Origin of the sequence: Agrococcus baldri (assembly GCA_900114805.1) — a bacterium.
Taxonomy (GTDB): Bacteria; Actinomycetota; Actinomycetes; order Actinomycetales; family Microbacteriaceae; genus Agrococcus; species Agrococcus baldri.
Map to the genome: position 1 here is coordinate 308,952 of FOZN01000003.1, position 23,947 is coordinate 332,898.

Consider the following 23,947-nt stretch of genomic DNA (forward strand, 5'->3'; position numbering starts at 1 on the left):
CGCTGATCCCGAGCGCTCAGCCGCCGTCCTGCGCGGCCGATGGCGCTGCCGCGTCGAGCCGAGCGAGCCGGTCGAGGGCGCGCGCCCGCCGCTCCGCCTGCGGCAGCTCCCACCAGGCGGTGCCTCGCTCGCCGAGCCCCTCCTTCGCGAGCTGCACCCGGTCGCGCGCAGCGCGCACGGCCCGCTCGTCGGCAGCGGTGCGGACGGCCGAGCGAGCACGCCCGAGGTGCGAGCGCAGGCGCGCCGCGACGTCGGCGTCCAGCGCCGGATCCTCGGCTCGCCAGCGGCGCCCGTCGACGACGATCCAGTGCCCGTCGGCCGTGTGGGGCGCGCCCGCCGCGTCGCCGTTCAGCGGCGCTCGATCGGTACGTGGCGCAGCTTGGCTGTCACCGGGCCCAGGCCGACGCGCACGGTCAGCACGCCGTCCTCGTAGAAGGCGGTGATGTCGTCGTCGTCGGCGCCCTGCGGCAGGCGGATGTCGCGGGCGAGCGCGCCGTAGCGGAACTCGGTGCGCTGCGGCTCGCGCTTGTCGGGATGCCGCTCGGCGTGGATGCGCAGCACCCCGTGCTCGACCGTCACGTCGATGTCGCGCTCGGGCTCGAGCCCGGGCAGCTCGGCATGCACCGTGAAGGCCTCGTCGTCCATGACCTCCTCGACGCGGATGCCCGGCAGCGGGCTCTTGCCGTCCCAGCCGCCCATGAGCGCGAACGCGTCGACCCACTCCGTGAAGGGCGGGAAGATCGGGTACTTTCGCGAAGTCTCCGCAGTCATGGTGAACTCCCCTCCTCGGCCTCGGTGCCTGCCCCATGTCTACTCCGCTTCCGGCAGCGCCTCAATGGCCCTCGGGCGGATGCGCTGCGCGCGTCCCGATGGCGGGTTGCGGGGCGCTCGTGGTTCGATGGCCGCATGAGCGACGCCACCGAGACCCGCATCGTCGAGGCCAGCCGCGTGATCGCGGCACCGGCCGACGTCATCTTCGAGCAGATCGCCGACCCGGCGAAGCAGCCCGCCTGGGACGGCAACGACAACCTGGGCGAGGCGCCCGAGGGGCAGCGGGTGCGCGCGACGGGCGAGGTGTTCTCGATGACGCTGACCAAGGGCGCGGTGCGCGAGAACCACGTGGTCGAGTTCCAGGAGGGCCGCCGCATCGCCTGGAAGCCGGCGGAGGAGGGCAAGCCGCCCATCGGCCAGCTGTGGCGCTGGGAGCTGGAGCCCGAGGGCACCGGCACGCGCGTGACCCACACCTACGACTGGAGCGAGCTGCAGGACGAGAGCCGGCTCGATCGTGCGCGCAACACGACGCCGGCGAACCTGCTGGCCTCGGTCGACCGGCTCGCGGGGCTGCTCGAGGGCTGACCCTCACCTCCTGCCGAGGGCTCAGCGGTGCCGCTGAGCGAAATGCTGCTGCGAGCGGGTAGCATGGGTGCAGGCGTCAGCTTGCCGGTCACCGTCGGTGCCGCATCACGGCATCCCGTGCACCGCAGCCGCCGTCACCCGCTCACCGGGTCGCCGTCATGTGCACGGCGCCCTCCGCAGCATGAACGCCGGGGCCCGAGCATCGCGGCCCCGCCTCGAATGGAGGACATGTGGCAGACGCCGCAACCATCGATGCGTCGCAGACGGACGAGAACCCGTCGGACGCATCCACCGGGCCGTCGCGCGACCGCGATGCGCTCATCCCGCAGCTCGCCCGCGCCGTCCGGCAGGTCGAGGCGGGCGTCAAGCGCGGGGCCGCCTCGCGCTCGACGCGCGTGAAGCTGCAGGTCGTCGCGCAGCTCGCCCGCGAGGAGCGAGCGCGCGTCAAGAGCGATGCCGCTCTGACGCCCGCCGAGCGCACCGAAGACCTCAAGCGGCTCGACGGCATCGCCGTCATCCTGGCCAAGGCTGCGAGCCGCGAGCCCACGCTGCTGCCGCTGCTGGGCGAGGGCGCCCCCGTCACCGACGCGGTGAAGGAGCGCAAGCGCGAGATGCTGCTCGCCGCCGGCCTCGAGCCCGAGCCGGAGCCCGAGCCCGTGGCCGAGCCCGAGTCGCAGGAACCGCAGGCGCCGCAGGTGGTGCCGCCGTCGGTGCACCGCGTCACGCTCGCGAACCCCTTCCTCGAGCCCGACCTCACGCACCTGCGCCGCAGGCCAGAGCGCGACCGGCTGGCGGGCTTCGACCTGCTCTCGCCGCTCTACCTCTCGTTCGAGGTGGCGGCTGACGGCAAGCCCGCCTGCATGCCGATGCCCGAGCCCAAGCAGCGCGTCGCCCCCGGTGGCGAGGAGCTCATGCACCATCAGGCGCAGCTCGTGCAGGCCGCCCGCGACGGGCACCGCTCGTTCCTGCTGGCCGACGAGCCGGGCCTGGGCAAGACCGCGCAGGCGCTGCTCGCGGCACAGGCGGCGGATGCGTTCCCGCTGCTGGTCGTCGCACCGAGCGTCGTGAAGATCAACTGGGCGCGTGAGACCGAGCGCTGGGTGCCGGGCCGCCGCGCCGCGGTCGTGCAGGGCGACGGCAACGAGCTCGATGCGTTCGCCGACGTCGTGATCGTCAACTACGAGGTGCTCGACCGCCACCTGGGCTGGCTGGAGCGCTTCGGCTTCCGCGGCATGGTCGTCGACGAGGCGCACTTCATCAAGAACACCCGCTCGAAGCGGTCGCGCCACGTCCTGCAGATCGCCGCCGCCATGCGTGAGCGGGTCGGCAACCCGCTGCTGATGGCGCTGACGGGCACGCCGCTCATCAACGACATCGAGGACTTCGGCGCCATCTGGCGGTTCCTGGGCTGGATCGACCACAAGGAGCCGAACGCCGAGCTCACCGACGACCTGGAGGAGATCGGGCTGACGCCCATGGACCGCGGCTTCTATCCCGCGGCCCGCAAGGCGGTCATCGACATGGGCATCGTGCGGCGCCGCAAGATCGATGTCGCCAGCGACATCCCCGCTCGCCGCATCGCCGACATCCCCGTCGAGCTCGACGAGTCCGAGGTGCGCTCCATCCGGGCCGCCGAGCGCGAGCTCGTCGACCGCATGCTGCGCCGCTACGACGCCGCCATGCTGCAGCGCTCCGCCGATGAGGCCGAGGGCGTCGACGACGACCTCGTGCACCGCATCGCCCGCGGCGAGGTCGAGACGCAGGAGGGCGGCACCGGCGAGAACGTCTTCGCGCTCGCCCGCCGCATCGGCCGCGCGAAGGCCGATCTGGCGGCCGACTACGCCGCCCAGCTCGCTCACTCGGTCGGCAAGGTGGTCTTCTTCGCGAAGCACATCGACGTGCTCGACACGGCAGAGGCGACGCTCGCCAAGGCCGGCATCAAGACGGTGTCGATCCGCGGCGACCAGACGCCGACGCAGCGCCAGAAGGCGATCGACGCCTTCACCAACGACGCGTCGGTGCAGGTCATCGTCTGCTCGCTGATGGCGGCCGGTGTCGGCGTCAACCTGCAGGCGGCCGCCGACATGGTGCTCGCCGAGCTGTCCTGGACCGACGCCGAGCAGACGCAGGCGATCGACCGCATCCACCGCATCGGCCAGCAGATGCCGGTCACTGTGTGGCGCATCCTCGCCGCGCAGACGATCGACACCCGCATCGCCGAGCTGCTCGACACGAAGGCGGGCCTCGTCGGCCGCGCGATCGACGGTGCTGCCGGCGACGAGCCCACGAGCGGCGACCTGCGGCTCGCGGCGGTCGAGGGCATGCTGCGCGACGCCATCGTGGCGCGCGCGCAGAGCTAGCGGCAGCCGGGCAGCCGGGCGTGGCCGACGCGATCTTCGAGCATCCGCGGCTCGCGGCGGTCTACGACGCGCTCGATCCCGACCGCAGCGACCTCGAGGTGTACGTCGCCATCGCGGTCGACGAGCTCGGCGCGCGCTCGGTGCTCGACATCGGCTGCGGCACCGGCACCCTGGCGCTCATGCTCGCCGACCGCGGTGTCGACGTGGTCGGCGTCGACCCGGCCCGCGCATCCGTCGACGTCGCCCGCGGCAAGCCCCGCGCCGAGCGCGTGCAGTGGCACGTGGGCACAGCGGATGCGCTGCCGCCGATGGCCGCGGATGTCGCGACCATGACGGCGAACGTCGCGCAGGTGTTCATCGACGACGCCGACTGGCACGGCGTGCTCGTGGCTGCGCGCGAGCGGCTGCGGCCGGGTGGCACGCTCGTGCTCGAGGCGCGCAGGCCCGAGCGGCAGGCGTGGCTCGACTGGACCCCGGAGGCGACCCGCCAGCTGGTCGACGTCGCCCACGAGGGGCCGGTCGAGGACTGGGTCGAGGTGACGCACGTCGACACCGCAGCGCCCGACGGGCCACTGGTCACCTTCGTCTCGCCGACGGTGTTCCATCGCGATGGCCATCGCATCGAGTCGGTCTCGACGCTGCGGTTCCGCAGCCGGGAGCGCATCGAGCGCTCGCTCGTGGCCGCCGGTCTCGAGCTGGTCGACGTGCGCGACGCGCCCGACCGGCCGGGCCGCGAGTGGGTCTACCTGGCCCGCCGCCCCTGATCTCAACGGCTCTTCCGGAGCGATGTGCAGAACTTCTGCACATCGGCTCCGCATTGCCGTTGCGTTGACGCTAGTGCTGGGCGGTCGGGGCCGCCTCGTCGAGCACGGCGGCGCGCGCCTGCTCGAGCGCCTGCGTGAAGACCTCCGCCGGCTGCGCGCCCGAAAGGCCCAGCCGCATGTCGAACACGAAGAACGGCACGCCGTTCACGCCGATCTGCTGTGCCTGCGCGATGTCGGCCCGCACGGCGGGCAGATAGCGCTCATCCGCGAGCGCGTCGCGGATCTCGCGCTCGTCGAGACCGGCTCCGGCGCCGATGGCGACGAGCGTGTCGACGTCGCCGATGTCGCTGCCCTGCTCGAAGTGAGCTGACAGCAGCGCCTCCTTGACCGCATCCGCGCCGCCGTGCGCCTTCGCCAGGTGCAGCAGCTGGTGCGCGCGCAGGCTGTTGGCGACCACCAGCCGGTCGAAGTCGTAGTGCAGGCCCTCGCCGGCCGCCTGCGTCGTCACGTGCTGGAACATCTGCTGCACCTGCTCGACGGGCATGCCCTTGCGGCTCGCGAGGTACTCGACCTCGGTGCCCTCGTAGTGCTCGGGCAGCGTCGGGTCGAGCTGGTACGAGTGCCAGGTGACCTCGACCTCGTCCCTGTGCTCCCAGGCGCCGAGCGCCTTCTCGAACCGGCGCTTGCCGATGAAGCACCACGGGCAGGCCACGTCTGACCAGATATCGATCTGCATGCTCAGGGCAACGCGATCGTGCGCTGTCTGATTCCCGGCCGGCCGGTGCAGGCCCAGCGGGGCCGTGCCGGGAGTCGGCTCAGCGGGGCAGCTCGTCGATCAGCGCGTCGGCCTCCGGGTCGTCCCAGTCGTCGAGGTCGAAGTCGTCCTCTGCGGCGGCATCGCCGGCTGCGGCCTGCTCGGTCGTGGCGTCAGGCGACGCGGTCTCCGTGTCGGTGCCCAACCAGGCGTCGGCGGCGGCTTCGAGATCCTCATCCACACCCGCGTCGAGCTCGTCGTCGTCGCGCTCGGCATCCTCGGCGAGCTCGTCGCGCAGCCACTGCGCGAGCGTGCCGTCGGCCTCCGCCTCGACCATCGCATCGACGTTCTCCTCGTCGAGCAGCAGGATGGCGGCCACCGTGTCGCCGTCCCGGCCGACGATCGTGTCGTCGTCGCCGTCCTCGCCGGGCACGCGCTCGACGGTGTCGTGCCACCCCGACATCACGTCCTCGACATGCGCCGCGATCCGCTCGCGGTCTTCCAGCCAGTCGGTCATCGCGCCTCCTCAGCATCCGATCGGTGACCAGTCTGCACCCGTCGCAGGCGCCGCGCCTGCACGATGTAGTCGATGCCTGCCACGACGTGCAGCCCGATGCCGAGCAGCAGCAGCGTCATGCCCACCGGTGCGACCCACGCGAGCACGGTCTGGCCGAGCAGCAGCACGACAATCGCGGTCAGCAGCAGCGCGGTGCGCACCTTGCCGACCCAGGACACGTGGATGCTGCCGGCGTGCGCCGCCCTGCCTGCGAACACCACAGTGGCGACGTCGACCGCCGCGATCACGCCGAGCATCCACCAAGCGACGGTGCCGTTGAGTGCGAGCGCGAGCGTCACGCCGATGATGCCGACGCGGTCGGCGATGGGGTCCAGCACCTCGCCGAGCCGCGACTCCTGGTGCAGGGCGCGGGCGAGCACGCCGTCGATCCAGTCGGTCGCAGCCCATAGGGCGAGCAGGATGACGGGCAGCCACGAGCCCTCCGCGCCGGCGACGATGAGCCAGCACACCGGCACGAGCAGCAGCAGCCGCGCGAGCGTGATCACGTTCGGCAGCGTGACGACGCGGGTGAAGAAGGGATCGTCCGGATCGCGCTCGCGAGCCGAGATGAGAGGCATGCCTTCTTGATAGCACAGCCGATTCGGGGCTGGCGGCCCGCTACGCCTCGCGCGGTGCCCAGCGCCGAGTCGCGAAGCCGACCAGGATGCCGACGAGCGCGCCGACGAGCGACTCGACCAGCCGGTCGACCACCAGTACCTCGACGGCTGTCGGCGACGCCAGCGGCACGGCCAGCAGGGCGAGCGGGGTGATGGCGATCATGGCGATGCCGTAGTCGCGACCGACCAGCAGCTCGGCCACGAAGGTGACGGCGATCGTGCCCGCCAGCAGCACGCCGATGGCAGAGCGCGCGACGCGGCGCAGCTGCACGCGGCGGCCGGCCCGCAGCGTCCAGTCCCGGGTGATGTCGCCGCGCGGCGTCGGCAGCCCGCGCGCGCTGCAGCGCGGTGCCCGCAGCGCCGATCGGCCAGGCGGGCGATGGCGGCGGCGCGACGAGTGCGCCGAGCGCGACCATCGTCACCAGCACGCAGGCGGCTGTCAGCCGCATGGTTGACGGTGCTGCTGGCGCTCACGCCTGCGCGCCCGCGCACTGCGCGAGGCCGAGCCGCACCATCTCCACGATGCGTGCGGCGAAGGCCTCGCGGGTCTGTGCATCGAGCGAGCGCAGCGGCCCGTCCACCGTGAGCATCGCGAAGCCGTGCACGGCCGACCAGGCCAGCGCCTCTGCCCCCGCCCGCTCATGCTCGGTCAGCTCGCCGGCGTCGACGAGCGCGTCGAGCGCTCGCTCCAGCTGCTCGTACGGAGTGCGCCCGCAGGCGCCCCGGCCGCGCTCGTCGTGGGCGGCCCCGAGGTCGCCGCGGGTGCGGAACGCGAGCCGGAACAGCCCCGGCTCCTGCCACGCGAAGCGGATGTAGCCGATGCCGGTCGCGGCGATCGCGCCGTCCGCCCAGGCCCGGCGGTCATCGGACGGGACGAGTGCGAGCTCGGTCTCCATCGCATCCGCCACCATCGCCTGCGCCCGCAGCGCCAGTTCGAGGAGCAGCTCCTCATGGCCCTCGAAGTGGCGGTAGACGGCCGAGGGCGCGACGCCGGCGACGCGTGCGAGCTCGCGCACGCTGACACCCTCGGGGCCGCCGGAGCGCGCCGCCTCGAGACCCGCGTCGAGCAGCGCCCGACGGAGGTCGCCGTGGAAGTAGCCCGATCTCGCCATCGCTCTTGATCCTACGCGCGAACATGCGCTAATGTGAACGCCGTTCACACGCGCGCCCGCACCCCGCCCGCGCGCAGAGCATGCCGAACGCACGAGGAGCAGCCATGGCAGTGCAGATGGTCTTCCCCAACTACGCGGTCGCCGACATCGCCCGCGCGACGTCGTTCTACGAGGCGCTGGGCTTCGCGAAGAACCCCGTGTTCAGCGACGAGGCGACCAGCTGCGTGGTGGTCAGCGACCAGGTCGCCATCATGCTGCTCGAGCATGCCAAGTTCGACGAGTTCCTCACCGGCGAGCAGCAGCGAGCACCGCAGGGCGCGCTCGAGAACCTGCTGGCGATGCTGCTGGGAAGCCGCGACGAGGTCGATGCGTTCGCCTCTGCGGGCACCGGCGCAGGCGGTACGCTCTCCAAGCCGGTCGAGGACAACGAGTGGGGCATGTACGGCGGCCAGCTCACCGATCCGGACGGCCACATCATCGACTTCTTCTTCATGGAGGCCCCGCAGGGCTGACCTGCGCCCCTCCACCCTTCCCGCAGCGACGCGAACCCAGCGAGAGCGATCCCGCTGGGCTCGTCGTCGCCCTCTCGGAGCACCATGCAGACCGAAACGCATCACCAGCGGCCCATGCCGCCGCCCGCCCCACCCGCGATTCAGCGCCTGCCACCGGGCGGCGCCATGACCATCGCCACACTGCTGGTGTCGGCCTTCGTCGTCATCCTCAACGAGACGGCGATGAACGTCGCCATCTCGACGCTCATCCAAGACCCCGTGCTCGCGATCGATGAGCGCGCCGCGCAGTGGCTCACCACCGCGTTCATGCTCACGATGGCTGTCGTCATCCCGGCCTCCGGCTGGCTGATGGCGCGCTTCAGCAAGCGCACGCTGTACGTCACAGCGATGGCCGCGTTCATCCTCGGCAGCCTGATCGCCGGCTTCGCGCCCTCGTTCCCGCTGCTGCTGCTGGGTCGCATCGTGCAGGCCTCCGGCACCGCGCTGGTGTTCCCACTGCTGATGACGACCGTCATGGAGCTCGTCCCGCCCGCCCGCCGCGGCGCGTTCATGGGCACCATCTCGATGGTGATGTCGGTCGCGCCCGCGCTCGGGCCGACCGTCTCCGGTGTCATCCTGCAGTTCGCCTCCTGGCGCTGGATCTTCCTCGGCATCGCGCCGCTCGCGCTGCTGTTCCTGCTCTTCGGCGCTCGCAAGCTCGGTGGCGAGCCGCAGGCGCACCGCCCCCGGCTCGACGCGCTCTCGCTCCCGCTCGCGGCCTTCGGTTTCGGCGGCCTCGTCTACGGGCTGTCGCTCATCGGTGCCGAGGGGCTGCCCGCCTGGCAGCTGCCGGTCGCGCTCGGCGTCGGCGTGCTGGGGCTGGCTGCGTTCGTGCTGCGACAGCTGCGGCTGCAGCGCTCGGACGACGCACTGCTCGACCTGCGCACCTTCCGGCACCCGCTGTTCACCGCATCCGTCGTGGTCATGACGATCGCGATGGCCGCCATGTTCGGCACCTTGATCATGCTGCCGCTGGTGCTGCAGGACTCCATGGGCCTGGAGCCGCTGCACGTCGGCCTGATCACCATGCCCGGCGCGCTGATGACCGGCCTGCTCGGGCCGGTGGTCGGCAACCTCTACGACCGCTGGGGGCCGAGGCCGCTCGTCATCCCCGGCTCGCTGGTGGTGCTGGCCGCGCTGGTGCTCTACACGACGCTCCACATCTCGACGCCCTGGTGGATGGTGCTCATCATGCAGATGGTGCTGATGCTGGGCTTCGCGTTCACGTTCCCGCCGTTGTTCACGGTCTCGCTCGCGGCGCTGCCGAAGCACCTGTACGGGCACGGCTCGGCGACCATCAGCACCGTGCAGCAGGTCGCCGGCGCCGCCGGCACCGCAGCGTTCGTCACCATCATGGCGACCAGGCAGACGCAGCTGGTCGCCGAGGGCGCCGCGAGCGGTGAGGCGCTGCTCGAGGGTGCACGTATCGCGTTCATGGGCGCGGCAGCGCTGTGGGTGCTGGGTGTCGCCGCCACCTTCTGGCTGCGGAAGCCCGCCGACGACGTGCCCGACGAGCCGGAGCACGACGAGCGCGCGGAACCTGAGCACGCCCGGGGGCCTGCCGCGCACTGACGCTGCAGCAGCCGCGGAGGCCGGGTGCGAGCGATCGCACCCGGCCTCTCGCGCATCCCGATCAGTCGGTCGGCGCGGGCCGACCCATGACGCGCACGGCCTCTGCGGCATGCTCGTTCGTGACCTGCACGCCGTAGCGCTCGGCCTTGAGCGTCTGGATGCTCGTGAAGTCGCGCTTCCCGCCGGTCATGGCGTGCTGCACGACCGCGGCGATCATGCCGAAGGCCGCGCCCATCAGCACGGCCCAGATCAGCCAGACCCAGCCGCCGGCGCCGATGAGGGCGAACAGCAGCCCCACGAAGAGGCCGAACCAGGCGCCGGCCATCGCGCCACCGAGTGCGGCGCGGCCGTAGGTCATGCGGCCGAGCACCTGCTCGACGGAGCTGAGCCCCGTGCCGACGATGCGCACGTGCTCGACGGCGAACTTCGCGTCCGAGAGCCGGTCGACGAGCGCCTGCGCCTGCTCGTAGGTGTCGAACTCGGCGATCGTGGTCGACGGCGGCGCGGGCGCGGTGCGGCCCTGCATCGGATTCTGGGTGTCGGTCATCATGCCTCCTGGAGCGGTGCGGGCGATATCCACGATCATGGCACCGGCCGCGGATAGGTTGGCTACGTGGACGACATCCTGAGCTTCGCCGGCGACTACTGGTGGCTCATCTTCATCGTCGGGCCCGTGGTGGGCGGATGGATCGGCGGCGTCGCCAAGTACAACGAGCGCCGCCGCCGAGACCGCATCGAGCTCGAGCGCGTGCGCCGCGCGCCGATCGCGCCCGTCGCAGCCACAGCGGCGCAGCAGCGCGCGGCCGACGCGGAAGCGGACCGAGCCGACCGCGACCGGCAGATCGACCGCATCCTGGCCGATCACGACGAGATCGATCGCCGCTGGCTCGACTTCGAGCTCGACGTGGCGAAGCTCATCGACTACCCGCTCGTGACCGACATGCGCGAGCCGTTGACACAGACCTTCCACCGCGCCAAGCGGGTCGCCGACGGCCTGCGCCCCGCCGAGCGCGGCGAGCTGCGAGCTGCGGGGGCGCTCGAGCGCTATCGCGAGGCCGTGCGCGACTACGAGGTCGCCTTCGAGGCGGCGGTGCGCGAGGCGAAGCGCCGCGCGCAATCGGGCTTCAGCGACGCCGAGCGCAGCCGGCTGGAGTCGGCGCAGCGGCTGATGGCGCTCGCCGAGAACGAGGCGTCCACGCCGGCAGAGCGGCAGAGCGCCTACAAGCAGGCGCGCAGGGAGCTCGACGGCCTGATCGCGCTGCCGGATGCCACGACGCACGACATCGAGCGCCGCATCGCGGGCGAGATCGAGGCGTAGCGCGACCGGTTCCGGCCGCCGAGCAGGGCGGCTGCGACCGCTCGCTCAGCGGCGATCCTCCGGTGCTGCCGCGTGGAGGTTGGCGCCCGCGCCGTCGACGACCGGGTCGAACGCCGCGATCGCGGCCACCGCATCCGCCACCGTGTCGACCAGGGCGATGCCGGCTTCGCCGGGCCGGTCGCGCATGAGCGCCTGCAGCAGCGGCCACGCCGGCAGCGTCTCGGTCCAGTAGCGCTCGCCCAGCAGCACCAGCGGCGCCCACGCGCCCTCTTCGGCGTACGAGTTCTCGCACGCGTCCTGGAAGATCTCCTGGACGGTGCCGCCGCTGCCGGGCAGCACGACGATGCCGGCGTTCGCGACGCGCAGCAGGATGTCCTCGCGCACGGAGTTCTGGAAGTACTTCGCGATCGAGGTCGCGAACGAGTTGGGCGGCTCGTGGCCGTAGTGCCACGTGGGGATGCCGAGCGAGACGCCGTCGCCGACCCGCTTGGCGACGGCGCGCGCCGACTCGACCCACTCCGCGATCGAGCCGTGGAAACCGGGCACGGCCGCCAGCTCGTCGATCGCGGTGTCGAGCTGCTCGGGGGAGAGCGCCACCGCGCGTGCCCCCAGGTTGCCGGCCTCCATGGCGCCCGGGCCGCCGCCGGTCGCCACGACACGGCCCGCGCGGGCGAGCCCGTGCGCGAGGTGCGCCGCCTGCCGGTACTCCTCGGAGTCGCGGCGAAGCGCGTGACCGCCCATGATGCCGACGATCTGCTTGCCCTGCACCCAGTCGACGAGCGCGTCGTCGATGGAGTGGTCGTGCAGCGCGGCCGCCAGGGTGTCGGCGACGTCGTGGTGGCGGGTGCGCGACCACGCGTAGACGCGCGCGTCGAAGCTCGCCGGGTAGCCGCGCTCGATGCCCTCGACGAGGTCGTCCGGCGTGTAGAGCGACGAGCGGTAGGCGTTGAACGGCGTGTCGGGCACGTCGTCGAACACCAGCGCGCCCTCGCGGATCAGTCGCTCCTTCTGGTCGTGCGGCAGCTCGGAGCCCAGGATGAGCGCGCCGTAGCCGTGCAGCGACGCGAGCTCGTCGCCGCGCTCCCGCAGGTCGACATCCTGCACGCGCCAGCCGTACATGCTGCTGGTCCTGGCGGCGAAGCGGTCGAAGGCGGCGAGCGATGAGATGTCGAGCCGTCGGCCGTGCTGCGGTCGCTGATCGAAGTCGCGCATGCGGGGGAGCCTACCCACGGCCTGCCGCGCGGTCGCCGAGCATGTGCGGAATCTCCAATCGCGGCGTCACCGCACTCGGGCTGACCGCACCCGGCGTCACGGCGATGCGGCTGCCGCCACCGGGCATCGGCACCACGCGGATGCGCGACGGGATGCGCTCCTGCATCTGCTGCACGTGGCTGATGACGCCCACGCTGCGGCCGCCGGCGCGCAGCTCGTCGAGCGTCGCCATGGCCGCCTCGAGGGTGTCCTGGTCGAGCGAGCCGAAGCCCTCGTCGACGAACAGCGTCTCGAGCGAGACGCCGCCGGCCTCTGCCTGCACGACGTCGGCGAGGCCGAGCGCGAGCGCGAGCGAGGCGAGGAAGGTCTCGCCGCCCGAGAGCGACCTGGTGGTGCGCGCGACGCCGGTGTGGGCGTCGAGCACGTCGATGCCGAGTCCGCTCGCGCGCCCGTGCGAGGCGCGCCCCTCGTCGTGCACGAGCGCGAACCTGCCGTCGGTCATCGCGGCCAGCCGCAGGTTGGCCGCGTCGATGATCGTCGCGAGCCGGGTCGCGAGCACATAGGTCTCGATGTCCTGCGCGCGCTCGTTCTTGCCGTCGAGCGCGCGGGCGAGCGAGCGCACGGTGTCGGCGTGCGCCGCGCCTTCGGCGAGCGAGCGGATGGCGTCCCGCGCCGCGCCGAGGTCCCTGGCGGCATGGTCTCGGGTCGTCTCGCCCGCCGCAGCCGCCCTGGCAGCCTCGGTCGAGGCCGTCGCGGCGGCACGCAGGGCCTCCTCGAGCGGTGCGAGCTCCGGCCGCTCACCCAGGTCGGCGAGGTCGGGCTGCGCGAGCACACCCTGTGCGCTCGCGACCGCGTGGTCGTGCGCGGCGATGCGGTCGCGGAGCGACTCGCGCTCGGCGGGCTCCGCGCGCATGGCGAGTGTCGCCGCGCGATCCGGCAGACCGTGCTCGGCGAGCGCCTCGGCGCCGGCAGCTGCCGCCGCGATCTGCTCGGCGAGCGCCTTCTCCGCGTCGGCGTCGGCGTCGAGCCAGCGGCGCAGAGCATCCCGCCTGCGGGTGGCGGCACCGAGGAGCGCGGCGGCGTCGGCGTGCTCGCCGAGCGCGTCCGCGAGCTGCGCGCGGGCGTCGTCGCGTCGGGCGGCCGCGGTCGCGGCGGCGGCGCTCGCCGCGGTCGCGTCGTGCTCGAGCCGTGCGAGCTCCGCCTCGAGCTGCGCCGCGTGCTCGTCGTGCTCCTGCAGCGCACGCACGGCGGCGTCGCGGGCGAGCTCGGCGTCAGCCGCCGCCGTCTGCGCGGCCCGCGCGCTCGCGAGCTCCGCCTCGAGCGCCGTGCGGTCGCCGCCGCCCGCGCGGCCCTCGTGCGCGGCCAGCCGCTGCTCGAGCTCGGCGAGCGCGTCGTTCGCGGCGCTCGCTCGCTCGAGCGCGCGCCGACTGCGATCGAGGGCCGCGGTGACGTCCTCTGCGGTGACCGCCTCCGATGCCGGGGGATGGGGCGCAGGGTGCTCGGCCGCGCCGCACACCGGGCAGGGCTCGCCGTCGGTCAGCTCGCTCGCGAGCTCGCCCGCCATGCCGTCGATGCGGGCGGCCTGCAGGCGGTGGAGCTCGTCGGCGGTGTGGCGCTGCGCCGTCGCGGTCTGCGCCGCGGCCCCCCGCGCAGCCGTGAGCGGCTCGGCGAGCGCGTCGGCCTCGTCGCGGGCGGCCAGTCGCGCTGTCGCTTCGCCGGCGCGACGGCTCGCGGCCTCCGCACCCGCGGCGGTCGCGGTCGCGGCCTCACGGGCGTCGACCAGCTGCGCCCGTCCCGCAGGCGCATCCGCCCGGCGCTGCTTCGCCGCGTCGACGGCCGCCACCGCGGCGTCCGCATCCCGCTGTGCCGTCGTCGCCGCGCGCTCGAGCCCGGCGATCGAGGCCTCGAGCTGCTGGGCCGCCGTCGCCCGCGCGGCATCGTCGACCGCGGCTGCGTGCTGGGCGAGCACGGCGTCGCGCTCGGGCTCGCAATCGTCGGGCAGCGCGGCGCCGGCCGCGGCGAGCGCGTCCGTCGCGCTCGCTGCCCGGCTGTCGGCCCGGCTCCAGCGGTCGAGGGCCGCCGCGGCCTCTGCCGCCCGCAGCGCGTCGGCGAGCCGGGCACGGTCGGCGTCGATCGCCGCGGCGGCGCCCGCGAGCCGCTCGAGCGCGGCGAGCGCCGCGTCGCGGCGGTCGATGCGCGCCACCAGCGCCGCTGCCGCGTCGCGCGCCGCGCGGGCTGCGCGCTCCGCCTCGGCCGCGCTGACGCTCCGTGCGACCGCGCGCTCGACGTGCGCGACGATCATCGTCTCGAGCTCCGCCAGCGCCGGCTCGTCGACATCGCGTTCCGCCGGCCCGGCGGCGTCGCGCTCCGCCGGCCGCTCGGCGTCCTCGACCAGCAGCGACAGCGCCGCGTCGCGCACGCGCTGGCCGCGATCGTCGCGCGTGCGCTCCTGCGATGCGCGCTCGGCGTCGACGACCTTCGCGTCGGCCACCAGCTGCTCGCGCAGCTGCCGCAGGCTGCCGGTGCCGAAGAGCCGCTCCAGCAGCACCTTCCGCGACTTGCTCTCGGCGAGCAGGAACTCGGCGAAGCCGCCCTGGGCGAGCAGGATGACCGTCAGGAACTCGTCCTTGCGGAGGCCCAGCAGCCGGCCGACCTCGGTGCTCGTCTCGTCGGTGCGGGTCGCGAGAGTCTCCCAAGCCTCGCCCCGTCGCATCCAGAGCGTCGCCGTCGCGCGCTCCTTCGTGACTCCGCTGCCGCGCAGCTTCGGCCGCTCGTACTCGGGCGTGCGCCGCACCTTCAGCACCTGCTCGCCGAGCGCGAACTCGAGCTCGACCCAGGTGAGGTCGGCGGCGGCGGCAAGGTCGCTGCGCACGTGCGGCGCGCCGTCGTAGCGCGGCGCGCTGCCGTACAGCGCGTAGGCGACCGCGTCGAGGATCGTCGACTTGCCCGCGCCCGTCGGCCCGGCGATCAGGTACAGCCCGTCGGCGTCGAAGGACGCGAAGTCGATCTCGAAGCGGTCGCGGAAAGGCCCGAACGCCGACAGCTCGAGCCGCAGCAGCCTCACTGCGCGACCTCCGCCGCCGCGACGCGCGCGAGGCCATCGCGCACGAGCGCCGCCTCGGCCTCGCTCGGCCCGACACCCGCCCGCACGTGCTCGAGGAAGTCGCCGACCACCTCGGCCTCGCTGCGACGGGCGAGCCGAGCCCGCAGCTCGGCCGCGGGCGCATCCTGCCCTCCGGTCCACTGCACCTCGGCCGCGTGCGGCCAGCGCTCCTGCAGCCGCCGCATCGCGTCGATCGGCCGCAGCCGGTCGGTGAGCAGCGCCCGCACCCAGTCGTCCTCGGTGCCGGCGAGCGACTCGTCGGCCAGCAGCGCGCCGAGCTCGCCCTCGATCGTGGTGAGCGCCCTCGGCACCGGCAGGTCGACCCACGCGACCTGCGCCAACCCATCCGCATCGAGGTCGACGAGCCAGCCGCCGCGCTGCGGCGAGCGCTCTCGGAACGAGTAGTGCAGGGGAGCGCCGGAGTAGCGCACCGCGGGCGCGAGCTCCTGCCGCGAGTGGAGGTGGCCGAGCGCGACGTAGTCGATGCCGTCGAAGCGCGCGAGCGGCACGACGTCGAGGCCGCCGGCGGTGATGTCGCGCGGGGCGTCGTCCTCGGGTTCGGCGACGCCCGCCGCGAAGCAGTGGGCGAGCACCACCGAGCGCGCGGGAGACGCGCTGAGCGACGCGCGCACGGCGCTCATCGCCCAGCCGATGGCGTCGGCCTGGTTCGCGATGCCCGCCTCCGGCAACGACGAGCGCATCGCCACCGGCTCCAGGTAGGGGAGCGCGAAGACGTGCACGGGCCCGTGCTCGTCGGCCAGCTCGATGCGCCACGAGTCGGGCTCGAGGGCACGGGTGCTCAGGTGCAGGCCGCCGGCGCTCGCGAAGCCGGCGTTGGCGCCCAACCGCGCCGCCGAGTCGTGGTTGCCGCTCGAGAGCACGATCGCTGCGCCCGCGGCGCGGATCTCCTGCAGCGCCCGGGTGAGCGCCTCGACGTGACGGCCGGAGGGCATCGCCGAGTCGTACACGTCGCCGGCGACCAGCACGACGTCGACCCCGTGCTCCCGCACGATCCGCGCGATCGCGCCCAGCGCATCCGACAGCGCATCGAGGGTGTCGGCACCGTGGAAGGTGCGCCCGACGTGCCAGTCGGAGGTGTGGAGCAGTCGCATGCCTCCACGCTACGGGCGGCCGCCGACGCACTCCGGCGCCATGCCGCGCCGGTAGAGTGGACGCAGCCCCTGCACGAGCTCGAGAGGGACTCCACCGCGTGCTGCTCACTGTGTCGATCCTCGCCGTACTCGGCGTGGTCGCCAGCGCGCTCAGCAGCCGCCTGGGGCGCTTCGTCTTCCTGCTGCCCGCCACGGCCAGCATCGCAGCCGCTGTCTGGTTCGGGATGCAGGGCCCCGCGGTCGCCGCGGGCGAGATCCTGCGGGAGCGCATCGAGTGGATGCCGGCACTCGACATCGCGATCGACCTGCGGCTCGGTGCGCTGCAGTGGCTGCTCGCGATGGTCGTGCTCGGCGTCGGCGGGCTCATCTTCGTCTACTGCGCGTGGTACTTCGAGTCGCATACGCTCGCCTCCCGCACGGTGGGCCTGCTGACCGGGTTCGCCGCCTCGATGCTGCTGCTGGTGCTCTCGGACGACCTCATCGTGCTGATGATCGGGTGGGAGCTGACGACCATCTTCAGCTACCTGCTGGTCGGCCTGAACCACCGGTCCGCGAGCAACCGCCGGGCGGCGCAGACCGCGCTCATCGTCACCACCATCGGCGGGCTCACCATGCTCACCGGCGTCGTGCTGCTGAAGGCAGAGACCGGCACCTTCTCGCTCGCCGCGACGCTCGCAGAGCCGCCGCAGACGACTGCCGCCGCGTGGGCCGCGGCGCTGATGATCGTGGGCGCGCTCTCGAAGTCGGCGATCGTGCCCTTCCAGTACTGGCTGCCCGGCGCGATGGCGGCGCCGACCCCGGTCTCGGCGTTCCTGCACGCCGCCGCGATGGTCAAGGCCGGCATCTTCCTGATCGCGGCGCTGAGCCCCGCCTTCGTCGAGCTGCCCTGGTGGCGCTGGGGGCTCGTCAGCCTCGGCATCGTCACGATGATGCTCGGCGCGGTGCGCGCGATGCGGCAGCTCGATATCAAGGTGCTGCTCGCGCACGGCACGGTGAGCCAGCTCGGCCTGCTGGTGACGGTGCTCGGCCTCGGCACGCACGCCTCGATGCAGGCGGGGCTCACGCTGCTCGCCGCGCACGCCGTCTTCAAGGCGGCGCTGTTCATGGTCGTCGGTGTGGTCGACAAATCGACCGGCACGCGCGATCTGCGCGCGCTCGGTGGCCTGGCACGGCGGATGCCCGTGGTCGCGGGCGCCGCGATCCTCGCGGCCGCGTCGATGGCCGGCATCCCGCCCGCGCTCGGCTTCCTCGGCAAGGAGGCCGCGCTCGATGCCGCGCTCGGCGACGCCGAGGGTGGGCTGATGGCGATCGGCTGGCTCGCCTTCGTCGGCATCGCGGTGGGCGCGGCGCTCACGGTCGCCTACTCCCTGCGGTTCGTGCTGGGCATCTTCTTCGGCAGCCTCGTGACCGAGCCGAAGCGGCGCTCGCGCATCCTGGTCATCGCGCCGGCGCTGCTCGCGCTGCTCGGCCTGGTGGGCGGTTTCAGCGGTGAGCTCATCTCGGAGCTGCTCGATCCGCAGGTCGAGGCCGTACCCGCCGGCGAGGATGCCCCGCACCTGGCGCTCTGGCACGGCTTCACGCCCGCGCTGGTCTCGTCGATGATCGCTTGGCTGCTCGGTGCGCTGCTGCACCGCGCCTACGGCGGTCGCCGACGCGCGCCGCACGGGCAGGATCCGCTCGAGCGCGGGTACCACGCCGGCATGCGTGCGCTGGACCGCCTGGCCGTCGAGGTGACCGGACGCACGCAGACCGGTTCGCTGCCGATGCACCTCACCACCATCCTGCTCGTGGTGGTCGCCTTCCCGGGCATCGCGCTGCTGCTGTCGGGCGCGCTCACCAGCGACGTGCGCCTGCACGACTCCGCCGGGCAGGTCGCGACCGCGGTGATCGTGAGCATCGCCGCCGTCATCGCCACCACGACCCGTGGCCGCCTGAAGGCCTTCATGCTGCTCTCGGTCGTCGGCTACGGCGTCGCGCTGCTGTTCCTGCTGCATGGCGGACCGGATCTGGCGCTCGTCCAGGCGCTCACCGAGACCGTCTTCCTCGTCATCCTCGTGCTCGTGCTGCGGCGGCTGCCGAAGTACTTCACCGACCGCCCGCTGCGCGCCGCCCGGTACATGCGCGCAGCCCTCGGCATCGCGGTCGGCACCTTCGCGGCGCTCGGCTCGCTGGCGGCGCTCCAGTCCCGCACCGCCGAACCCATCTCCGGCGGCTTCTACCGCTGGGCCTACGAGTTCGGCCACGGCGCGAACATCGTCAACGTCACGCTCGTCGACATCCGCGCGTGGGACACCCTGGGAGAGGTCTCGGTCGTGCTGGCCGCGGCCACGGGCGTGGCGAGCCTCATCTTCGTGCGACGGCCCACCGCGGGCACGCTGCGGCGCTCGCCCTCCGCGACCGGGCGCCGCACCTGGCTGCGCGGCGCGTTCACCTCCGAGCAGTTGGCCTCGCCGGTGCTGGAGATGATGACGCGGCTGCTCTTCCCCGTGATGATGACCGTCTCGATCTACCTGCTGGCCGTCGGCCACAACGAGCCCGGCGGCGGGTTCGCCGGCGGGCTGGTCGCAGGCATCGCGCTCGCCGTGCGCTACCTCGCCGGCGGCGGGCAGGAACTGCTCGAGGCGGTGCCCTTCGACGCCGGCAAGCTGCTCGGCGGCGGCATGGCCGTCATCGTGCTCAGCGTCGTCTGGCCGGTGCTGATCGGCGGTCGGATCGGCGAGTCCTACGCGATCGAGGCGAGCCTGCCGCTGCTGGGCGATCAGAAGCTCGTCACCACGATCTTCTTCGACATCGGCGTCTGGCTGATCGTGATCGGCGCGATGCTCGACTTCGTGCGGTCGCTGGGCGCGGGCATCGACCTGCACAGCGAGCAGAACGTGGCGCCGCGGCCCCAGTGGCGCTCGGATCGCTCGCTGCCGGGCGAGGGGGTGCGGCGATGACTCCCACGCTCATCCTCGCGATCGCCGGCGGCGTGCTGATCGCCGCGGGCGTCTACCTGCTGCTCGAGCGCAGCCTCATGCGCATCCTCGCGGGCGTCATGCTCGCCGGCAACGGCGTCAACCTGCTGTTCCTGGTCTCCGCCGGTCCCGCAGGCGATGCAGCGATCGTCGGCGCAGACCCGGAGACGATCGCCGATCCGTTGCCACAGGCGATGGTGCTCACGGCGATCGTCATCACCCTCGCGACGAGCGCATTCCTGCTCGCGATGTCCTACCGCTCCTTCCAGCTGGAGGGACACGACGAGGTCGCGGACGACGTCGAGGATGCCATCATCCGCCGGCGTGCAGAGGCCGACCTCTCGAGCGAGGCCTACGTCGACACGTCCTCGGACAGCGACTCCGAGTCCGGCGGCCGGGACGACTCCGAGTCGGGCGGCCGAATCGAGCGCGAGACCGGCAGTCGCGCCGAGGACGAGGACATCCGCTGATGGACCTCGCGAACCTCGTCCCGATCCCTGTGCTGCTGCCGCTGCTGGCGGCCGGCATCACCCTCATCCTCGCCCGCCACCCCGCGTGGCAGAAGATCGTCTCCGGCACGACGCTCGGCCTGGTGGCGGTGTTCGCCCTGGTCCTGTGCCTGGCGGCGGATGCGCAGGGTCCGATCGTGCTGTGGGTCGGGGCGTGGCCGGACGGGCTGGGCATCGTGCTGGTCGCCGACCGGCTCTCGTCGCTGATGGTGCTGGTCTCGAGCATCGTCACCGCGATCGTCGTGATCTTCCCCTCGCGGCGCGACGTCTCCGACAGCGCGGACGGCGCGCCCGTCTCCGTCTTCCACCCCACCTTCCTGGTGCTGACCGCCGGCGTCTCGAACGCCTTCCTCGCCGGCGACCTGTTCAACCTGTTCGTCGGCTTCGAGATCCTGCTGTTCTCGTCCTACGTGCTGATCATGCTCGGCGCGACCAGGGAGCGCGTGCGCGCGGGCTCCACCTACGTGGTCGTCAGCGTGCTGTCGTCGACGCTGTTCCTGCTCGCCATCTCGCTCGTCTACGGCGCGACCGGCACCGTCAGCTTCGCGCAGCTGCCCGAGCGGCTCGCGGCGCTCGACCCGGGACTGCAGCTGGTGATCCAGCTGCTGCTGCTGGTGGTGTTCGGCATCAAGGCGGCCATCTTCCCGCTGCAGGCGTGGCTGCCCGACTCCTACCCGACGGCGCCCGCGAGCGTCACGGCCGTCTTCGCCGGCCTGCTGACCAAGGTCGGCGTCTTCGCGATCATGCGCATGCAGACGCTGCTCTTCCCCGACAGCCCGCTGACCGACCTGCTGCTGGTGGTCGCGATCCTCACCATGCTGCTCGGCATCCTCGGCGCGCTCGCGCAGGGCGAGATCAAGCGTCTGCTCTCGTTCACCCTGGTGAGCCACATCGGCTACATGCTGCTGGGCATCGCGCTGGGCTCGGAGGCGGGGCTGGGCGCCTCGATCTTCTACATCGTCCACCACATCCTGGTGCAGACCGCCCTGTTCATCGTGGTGGGGCTGATCGAGCGCGTGGGCGGCTCGACGAGCCTCGCGCGCCTGGGCGGGCTCGCCTCCGTGCCGCTGCTGGCGGTGCTGTACCTGGTGCCGGCGCTCAACCTGGGCGGCATCCCGCCGTTCTCGGGCTTCCTCGGCAAGGTGGCGCTGATGGATGCGGCGCTCGCGACGGAGACGCCGCTCGCGCTGCTCGCGGTCATCGCCGGCGTCGCGACCAGCCTGCTGACGCTCATCGCGGTGATCCGCGTCTGGCAGCGCGCGTTCTGGCAGGATCGCGGCGAGGACGACGACCGCGTGCACTCGCTGCGCGTGCTGCCGCGCATCTGGGTCGTCGCGGCCTCCGCCCTGGTCGGCATCACCGTGCTGCTGACCGTGATCGCCGGCCCGCTGACCGACTTCGCCTACCGCGCCGCCGTCGACATCCAGGGCGGCGCGTACACGGTCGCCGTCGAGGAGGCGCTGCCATGAAGCGGCCGAAGCTGCGCTACCGGGTCTCGCTCGTCGCGACCATCGGCCTCGCCGTCGTCTGGGTGATGCTGTGGGGCGAGTTCACGCTCGGCGCCGCCGTCTGGGGGCTGCTGATCGCTCTGCTCATCCAGGTGCTGTTCCCGCTGCCGGACGTGCCGGAGCTCGAGTTCTTCCGTCCCATCGGCTTCGCGCGCCTCGTGCTCGTGACCCTGTGGGGCCTGACGGTGTCGAGCTTCCAGGTCGCGGCGAAGGTGCTGGCGTTCTGGCGGCCGACCAAGAACGCCATCATCGAGGTGCGGCTGCGCAGCGACTCCGCCTTCATCACCGCCATCACCGCAGAGCTCGTCACCCTCGTCCCCGGATCGGTGGCGCTCGACGCGGGGGAGCGCTGGCTGCTCGTGCACGTGTTCGACGCCTCGACGCCCGCGGCCGTCGAGCGCGCGCGGGCCAACGTGCTGCGCACCGAGGCGACCGCGCTGCGCGCTTTCGGCACGGCCGCCGACCGAGCGCTGCTGGAGGTGGACTGATGGATGTCGTGCTCGTCATCGCGGGCGTGATGCTGGTGGTCGCCGCCTCGCTCACGCTCATCCGCATCGTCCGCGGTCCCGGCCCCGCCGACCGCGTGGTCGCCACCGATGTGCTCATCACCACCGTGGCCGGCTCGCTCACGGTCGCCGCGGCGATCAACCACGATGGCTCGACGCTCGCCGTCATCGTCGTGCTGTCACTGCTCGCCTTCGCCGGCACGGTCTCGATGGCGCGCTTCGTCGCCGGCCGCGGTGGCGTCGTCGGGCCGGGGCCGGCCGAGGCTGCCGCGTCGCCCGGCCCTGTCGACGGCGACCCGACCGAGGGCGATGTGCCCACCGATGACGCAGATGGCGACGACGACGCGGCTGCCGGCGACGCCGCTGCGGATGACGAGGAGGCGCGGCCATGACGCTCGAAGCTGTCCTCGACGTGCTGGGCTCGGTCATGATCCTGATCGGCGCGGGGTTCACGCTCACCGCGGCGATCGGCCTCGTGCGGCTGCCGGACGTGCTCAACCGCATGCACGCCGCCTCCAAGCCGCAGACGCTCGGGTTCCTGCTGCTGTGTTCGGGGCTCGCGATCGTGCTGCGCGACCCGGGTGCCACGACGATGCTGATCCTGGCAGCCGGCATGCAGCTGGTGACCGCTCCGGTGGCCACGCAGATGATGGGCAAGGCCGCCTACCGCACCGGCCAGTTCCGCTCGGACATCGTGGTGGTCGATGACCGCACGCCGGAGGACGAGCCCGACGACGAGGCCGAGACTGACGAGGAGCGGCGAACCGGGTAGGATCGGCAGCAACACACAGCCGGCCGCTGCACGCCCGCGCGGGAGAGCCCCTCAGGGGGCACCGAAGGAGCAAGCCTCCCCGCCAAACTCTCAGGTCCTAGAACCGCTCGGGAAGGCCACACTGGAGCAGATCGACGAGATCGGCGACAGTGGGGGAGTCCAGACCGATGGAGGACTCATGACCGCAACGGATGCGACCGCGACCGGAGGCGGAGCCCCGACCACGCCGCTGCTCGCCGTGCACGAGGCTGCCGGAGCGCAGCTGATCGACTTCGCAGGCTGGCAGATGCCGGTGCGCTACGGCTCGGATCTCGCCGAGCACGAAGCCGTGCGCGAGCGCGCGGGCCTGTTCGACCTCAGCCACATGGCCGAGCTGCGGGTCAGTGGTGCGGGCGCCGCCGAGTTCCTCGACTTCGCGCTCGCCGGCCGGCTCTCCGCCATCGAGCTGTGGCAGGCGAAGTACTCGCTGCTGCTCGCCGAGCACGGCGGCATCATCGACGACCTGATCGTGTATCGCACCGGCGAGACGGACTACCTGGTCGTCGCCAACGCATCCAACCGGCACGCGGCCCTCGACGCGCTCACCGCGCGCATCGCCGGCTTCGACGCGCAGATCGTCGACGAGACCGAGCAGACGGGCCTCGTCGCCGTGCAGGGCCCCGCCGCCCTCGCGATCGTCAGCGCCATCGGGCTCGAGTCCGAGCCGCTCGAGCCGCTGCGGTACTACCGCGCACTGCCGGGCATCTTCGAAGGCGAGGACGTGCTGATCGCCCGCACCGGCTACACCGGCGAGGACGGCTTCGAGCTGTACATCGCCGCCCACGCCGCCGAGGACCTCTGGCGGGCGCTCGTGCTCGCCGGCGAGGCGCACGGTCTGACGCTCTGCGGCCTCGCCGCCCGCGACACGCTGCGGCTCGAGGCCGGCATGCCGCTGTACGGCAACGAGCTCTCGCTCGACGTGCTGCCGGCGCAGGTCGGCCTCGGCCGGGTCGTGGCGCTGAAGACCAAGGGCGACTTCGTCGGCCGCGCCGCGATCGAGGCCGGCCCCGCCGACGAGGCACCGGTGCTCATCGGCCTCACCGCCGACGGCCGCCGAGCACCGCGCGCCGGCTACCCGGTGCTCGACGGCGACCGCGTGGTCGGCGCCGTCACCAGCGGGGCGCTCGCGCCCACGCTCGGCCACCCGATCGCGATGGCCATGGTCGAGCCCGGCTCGGCGACCTCCGAATCCCTGACCGTCGACGTGCGCGGCACGCAGCTGCCCGCACGTCTCACCCAGCTGCCGTTCTACAAGCGAGAGGCCTGAGC

General features: G+C 72.8%; 24 protein-coding genes and 1 riboswitch. Of the genes, 13 read left to right on the forward strand and 11 right to left on the reverse strand.

Going from position 1 to position 23,947, the window contains the following annotated elements; translation table 11 throughout:
- Positions 1 to 16 precede the first annotated feature (16 nt).
- The gene (locus BM288_RS14665; RefSeq protein WP_318255468.1) at positions 17 to 178 is read right to left on the reverse strand and encodes a hypothetical protein; all 162 of its coding nucleotides are present in this window, start codon (positions 176 to 178) and stop codon (positions 17 to 19) included.
- 170 nt (positions 179 to 348) lie between these two features.
- On the reverse strand, positions 349 to 771 hold the full coding sequence (locus tag BM288_RS09800) for an Hsp20/alpha crystallin family protein (RefSeq protein ID WP_092918375.1): 423 nt from the start codon (positions 769 to 771) through the stop codon (positions 349 to 351).
- A gap of 135 nt (positions 772 to 906) precedes the next feature.
- Between BM288_RS09800 and BM288_RS09805 the strand changes: the two genes are divergently transcribed.
- The 3 genes from BM288_RS09805 to BM288_RS09815 all read left to right on the forward strand — a co-directional run bounded on the left by BM288_RS09805 (position 907) and on the right by BM288_RS09815 (position 4,480).
- Positions 907 to 1,356 carry an SRPBCC family protein gene (locus tag BM288_RS09805; RefSeq protein WP_092918377.1) on the forward strand — a complete coding sequence of 150 codons (450 nt, stop codon included), beginning with the start codon at positions 907 to 909 and terminating at the stop codon, positions 1,354 to 1,356.
- Positions 1,357 to 1,586: 230 nt separating this feature from the next.
- The gene (locus BM288_RS09810; RefSeq protein WP_318255469.1) at positions 1,587 to 3,716 is read left to right on the forward strand and encodes a DEAD/DEAH box helicase; all 2,130 of its coding nucleotides are present in this window, start codon (positions 1,587 to 1,589) and stop codon (positions 3,714 to 3,716) included.
- Positions 3,717 to 3,736: 20 nt separating this feature from the next.
- Positions 3,737 to 4,480, forward strand: coding sequence for a class I SAM-dependent methyltransferase (locus BM288_RS09815; protein WP_092918379.1), 744 nt, complete (start codon positions 3,737 to 3,739; stop codon positions 4,478 to 4,480).
- A gap of 70 nt (positions 4,481 to 4,550) precedes the next feature.
- Here the strand turns inward: BM288_RS09815 and BM288_RS09820 are convergent, their stop codons facing one another.
- The 5 genes from BM288_RS09820 to BM288_RS09840 all read right to left on the reverse strand — a co-directional run bounded on the left by BM288_RS09820 (position 4,551) and on the right by BM288_RS09840 (position 7,519).
- Complete coding sequence (locus tag BM288_RS09820) at positions 4,551 to 5,216, reverse strand: DsbA family oxidoreductase (RefSeq protein WP_092918381.1); 666 nt, start codon at positions 5,214 to 5,216, stop codon at positions 4,551 to 4,553.
- A 79-nt stretch (positions 5,217 to 5,295) separates the two neighbouring features.
- Positions 5,296 to 5,751: a hypothetical protein gene (locus BM288_RS09825; protein ID WP_092918383.1), complete on the reverse strand. Its 456-nt coding sequence runs from the start codon at positions 5,749 to 5,751 to the stop codon at positions 5,296 to 5,298.
- Positions 5,748 to 6,368 carry a CDP-alcohol phosphatidyltransferase family protein gene (locus tag BM288_RS09830; RefSeq protein ID WP_092918385.1) on the reverse strand — a complete coding sequence of 207 codons (621 nt, stop codon included), beginning with the start codon at positions 6,366 to 6,368 and terminating at the stop codon, positions 5,748 to 5,750. Before BM288_RS09830 ends, BM288_RS09825 begins: the two co-directional genes overlap by 4 nt.
- Before the next feature lie 40 nt (positions 6,369 to 6,408).
- The gene (locus tag BM288_RS09835; RefSeq protein WP_177220340.1) at positions 6,409 to 6,678 is read right to left on the reverse strand and encodes an FUSC family protein; all 270 of its coding nucleotides are present in this window, start codon (positions 6,676 to 6,678) and stop codon (positions 6,409 to 6,411) included.
- 199 nt (positions 6,679 to 6,877) lie between these two features.
- Positions 6,878 to 7,519, reverse strand: coding sequence for a TetR/AcrR family transcriptional regulator (locus BM288_RS09840; protein WP_092918389.1), 642 nt, complete (start codon positions 7,517 to 7,519; stop codon positions 6,878 to 6,880).
- Between the two features lie 104 nt (positions 7,520 to 7,623).
- On the opposite strand from BM288_RS09840, the gene BM288_RS09845 reads away from it, so the two are divergent.
- Positions 7,624 to 8,031: a VOC family protein gene (locus BM288_RS09845; RefSeq protein ID WP_092918391.1), complete on the forward strand. Its 408-nt coding sequence runs from the start codon at positions 7,624 to 7,626 to the stop codon at positions 8,029 to 8,031.
- 165 nt (positions 8,032 to 8,196) lie between these two features.
- Positions 8,197 to 9,642, forward strand: a complete 1,446-nt coding sequence (locus tag BM288_RS09850) for an MDR family MFS transporter (RefSeq protein WP_318255470.1) — start codon at positions 8,197 to 8,199, stop codon at positions 9,640 to 9,642.
- Between the two features lie 61 nt (positions 9,643 to 9,703).
- Here BM288_RS09850 and BM288_RS09855 read toward each other — a convergent pair whose 3' ends face one another.
- Positions 9,704 to 10,189 carry a YflT domain-containing protein gene (locus BM288_RS09855; RefSeq protein ID WP_092919049.1) on the reverse strand — a complete coding sequence of 162 codons (486 nt, stop codon included), beginning with the start codon at positions 10,187 to 10,189 and terminating at the stop codon, positions 9,704 to 9,706.
- A gap of 66 nt (positions 10,190 to 10,255) precedes the next feature.
- Between BM288_RS09855 and BM288_RS09860 the strand changes: the two genes are divergently transcribed.
- The gene (locus BM288_RS09860; protein WP_092918395.1) at positions 10,256 to 10,960 is read left to right on the forward strand and encodes a hypothetical protein; all 705 of its coding nucleotides are present in this window, start codon (positions 10,256 to 10,258) and stop codon (positions 10,958 to 10,960) included.
- 45 nt (positions 10,961 to 11,005) lie between these two features.
- Here the strand turns inward: BM288_RS09860 and BM288_RS09865 are convergent, their stop codons facing one another.
- The 3 genes from BM288_RS09865 to BM288_RS09875 are packed head-to-tail and all read right to left on the reverse strand — an operon-like array spanning position 11,006 to position 16,387.
- The gene (locus BM288_RS09865; protein WP_143103079.1) at positions 11,006 to 12,172 is read right to left on the reverse strand and encodes an LOG family protein; all 1,167 of its coding nucleotides are present in this window, start codon (positions 12,170 to 12,172) and stop codon (positions 11,006 to 11,008) included.
- A 10-nt stretch (positions 12,173 to 12,182) separates the two neighbouring features.
- On the reverse strand, positions 12,183 to 15,236 hold the full coding sequence (locus BM288_RS09870) for an AAA family ATPase (RefSeq protein WP_092918397.1): 3,054 nt from the start codon (positions 15,234 to 15,236) through the stop codon (positions 12,183 to 12,185).
- Positions 15,233 to 16,387 carry an exonuclease SbcCD subunit D gene (locus tag BM288_RS09875; RefSeq protein ID WP_092918399.1) on the reverse strand — a complete coding sequence of 385 codons (1,155 nt, stop codon included), beginning with the start codon at positions 16,385 to 16,387 and terminating at the stop codon, positions 15,233 to 15,235. The genes BM288_RS09870 and BM288_RS09875 overlap by 4 nt, the downstream gene beginning before the upstream one ends.
- Before the next feature lie 98 nt (positions 16,388 to 16,485).
- Here BM288_RS09875 and BM288_RS09880 point away from each other — a divergent pair, with 98 nt between their 5' ends.
- The 7 genes from BM288_RS09880 to gcvT all read left to right on the forward strand — a co-directional run bounded on the left by BM288_RS09880 (position 16,486) and on the right by gcvT (position 23,945).
- Positions 16,486 to 19,326: a Na+/H+ antiporter subunit A gene (locus BM288_RS09880; protein ID WP_092918401.1), complete on the forward strand. Its 2,841-nt coding sequence runs from the start codon at positions 16,486 to 16,488 to the stop codon at positions 19,324 to 19,326.
- A complete protein-coding gene (locus BM288_RS09885; RefSeq protein WP_092919050.1) occupies positions 19,323 to 19,814 on the forward strand; it encodes a Na(+)/H(+) antiporter subunit C in 492 nt (163 codons plus the stop codon). Before BM288_RS09880 ends, BM288_RS09885 begins: the two co-directional genes overlap by 4 nt.
- Positions 19,814 to 21,322: a Na+/H+ antiporter subunit D gene (locus BM288_RS09890; RefSeq protein WP_092918403.1), complete on the forward strand. Its 1,509-nt coding sequence runs from the start codon at positions 19,814 to 19,816 to the stop codon at positions 21,320 to 21,322. The genes BM288_RS09885 and BM288_RS09890 overlap by 1 nt, the downstream gene beginning before the upstream one ends.
- The gene (locus BM288_RS09895) at positions 21,319 to 21,849 is read left to right on the forward strand and encodes a Na+/H+ antiporter subunit E (RefSeq protein ID WP_092918405.1); all 531 of its coding nucleotides are present in this window, start codon (positions 21,319 to 21,321) and stop codon (positions 21,847 to 21,849) included. The genes BM288_RS09890 and BM288_RS09895 overlap by 4 nt, the downstream gene beginning before the upstream one ends.
- The gene (locus BM288_RS09900) at positions 21,849 to 22,259 is read left to right on the forward strand and encodes an MrpF/PhaF family protein (RefSeq protein ID WP_092918407.1); all 411 of its coding nucleotides are present in this window, start codon (positions 21,849 to 21,851) and stop codon (positions 22,257 to 22,259) included. The genes BM288_RS09895 and BM288_RS09900 overlap by 1 nt, the downstream gene beginning before the upstream one ends.
- Positions 22,256 to 22,639, forward strand: a complete 384-nt coding sequence (mnhG, locus tag BM288_RS09905) for a monovalent cation/H(+) antiporter subunit G (RefSeq protein ID WP_092918413.1) — start codon at positions 22,256 to 22,258, stop codon at positions 22,637 to 22,639. The genes BM288_RS09900 and mnhG overlap by 4 nt, the downstream gene beginning before the upstream one ends.
- A 29-nt stretch (positions 22,640 to 22,668) precedes the next feature.
- Positions 22,669 to 22,755, forward strand: a riboswitch (glycine riboswitch).
- 62 nt (positions 22,756 to 22,817) lie between these two features.
- Positions 22,818 to 23,945, forward strand: coding sequence for a glycine cleavage system aminomethyltransferase GcvT (gene gcvT, locus BM288_RS09910; RefSeq protein ID WP_092919051.1), 1,128 nt, complete (start codon positions 22,818 to 22,820; stop codon positions 23,943 to 23,945).
- The last annotated feature ends 2 nt before the right edge of the window (positions 23,946 to 23,947 follow it).

Coding starts and splice junctions, on each gene's coding strand:
- BM288_RS09800 (WP_092918375.1), bottom strand. CDS start 771: ATGACTGCGGAGACTTCGCGAAAGTACCCGATCTTCCCGCCCTTCACG.
- BM288_RS09805 (WP_092918377.1), top strand. CDS start 907: ATGAGCGACGCCACCGAGACCCGCATCGTCGAGGCCAGCCGCGTGATC.
- BM288_RS09820 (WP_092918381.1), bottom strand. CDS start 5,216: ATGCAGATCGATATCTGGTCAGACGTGGCCTGCCCGTGGTGCTTCATC.
- BM288_RS09825 (WP_092918383.1), bottom strand. CDS start 5,751: ATGACCGACTGGCTGGAAGACCGCGAGCGGATCGCGGCGCATGTCGAG.
- BM288_RS09830 (WP_092918385.1), bottom strand. CDS start 6,368: ATGCCTCTCATCTCGGCTCGCGAGCGCGATCCGGACGATCCCTTCTTC.
- BM288_RS09840 (WP_092918389.1), bottom strand. CDS start 7,519: ATGGCGAGATCGGGCTACTTCCACGGCGACCTCCGTCGGGCGCTGCTC.
- BM288_RS09845 (WP_092918391.1), top strand. CDS start 7,624: ATGGCAGTGCAGATGGTCTTCCCCAACTACGCGGTCGCCGACATCGCC.
- BM288_RS09850 (WP_318255470.1), top strand. CDS start 8,197: ATGACCATCGCCACACTGCTGGTGTCGGCCTTCGTCGTCATCCTCAAC.
- BM288_RS09855 (WP_092919049.1), bottom strand. CDS start 10,189: ATGACCGACACCCAGAATCCGATGCAGGGCCGCACCGCGCCCGCGCCG.
- BM288_RS09865 (WP_143103079.1), bottom strand. CDS start 12,172: ATGCGCGACTTCGATCAGCGACCGCAGCACGGCCGACGGCTCGACATC.
- BM288_RS09875 (WP_092918399.1), bottom strand. CDS start 16,387: ATGCGACTGCTCCACACCTCCGACTGGCACGTCGGGCGCACCTTCCAC.
- BM288_RS09885 (WP_092919050.1), top strand. CDS start 19,323: ATGACTCCCACGCTCATCCTCGCGATCGCCGGCGGCGTGCTGATCGCC.
- BM288_RS09890 (WP_092918403.1), top strand. CDS start 19,814: ATGGACCTCGCGAACCTCGTCCCGATCCCTGTGCTGCTGCCGCTGCTG.
- BM288_RS09895 (WP_092918405.1), top strand. CDS start 21,319: ATGAAGCGGCCGAAGCTGCGCTACCGGGTCTCGCTCGTCGCGACCATC.
- BM288_RS09900 (WP_092918407.1), top strand. CDS start 21,849: ATGGATGTCGTGCTCGTCATCGCGGGCGTGATGCTGGTGGTCGCCGCC.
- mnhG (WP_092918413.1), top strand. CDS start 22,256: ATGACGCTCGAAGCTGTCCTCGACGTGCTGGGCTCGGTCATGATCCTG.
- gcvT (WP_092919051.1), top strand. CDS start 22,818: ATGACCGCAACGGATGCGACCGCGACCGGAGGCGGAGCCCCGACCACG.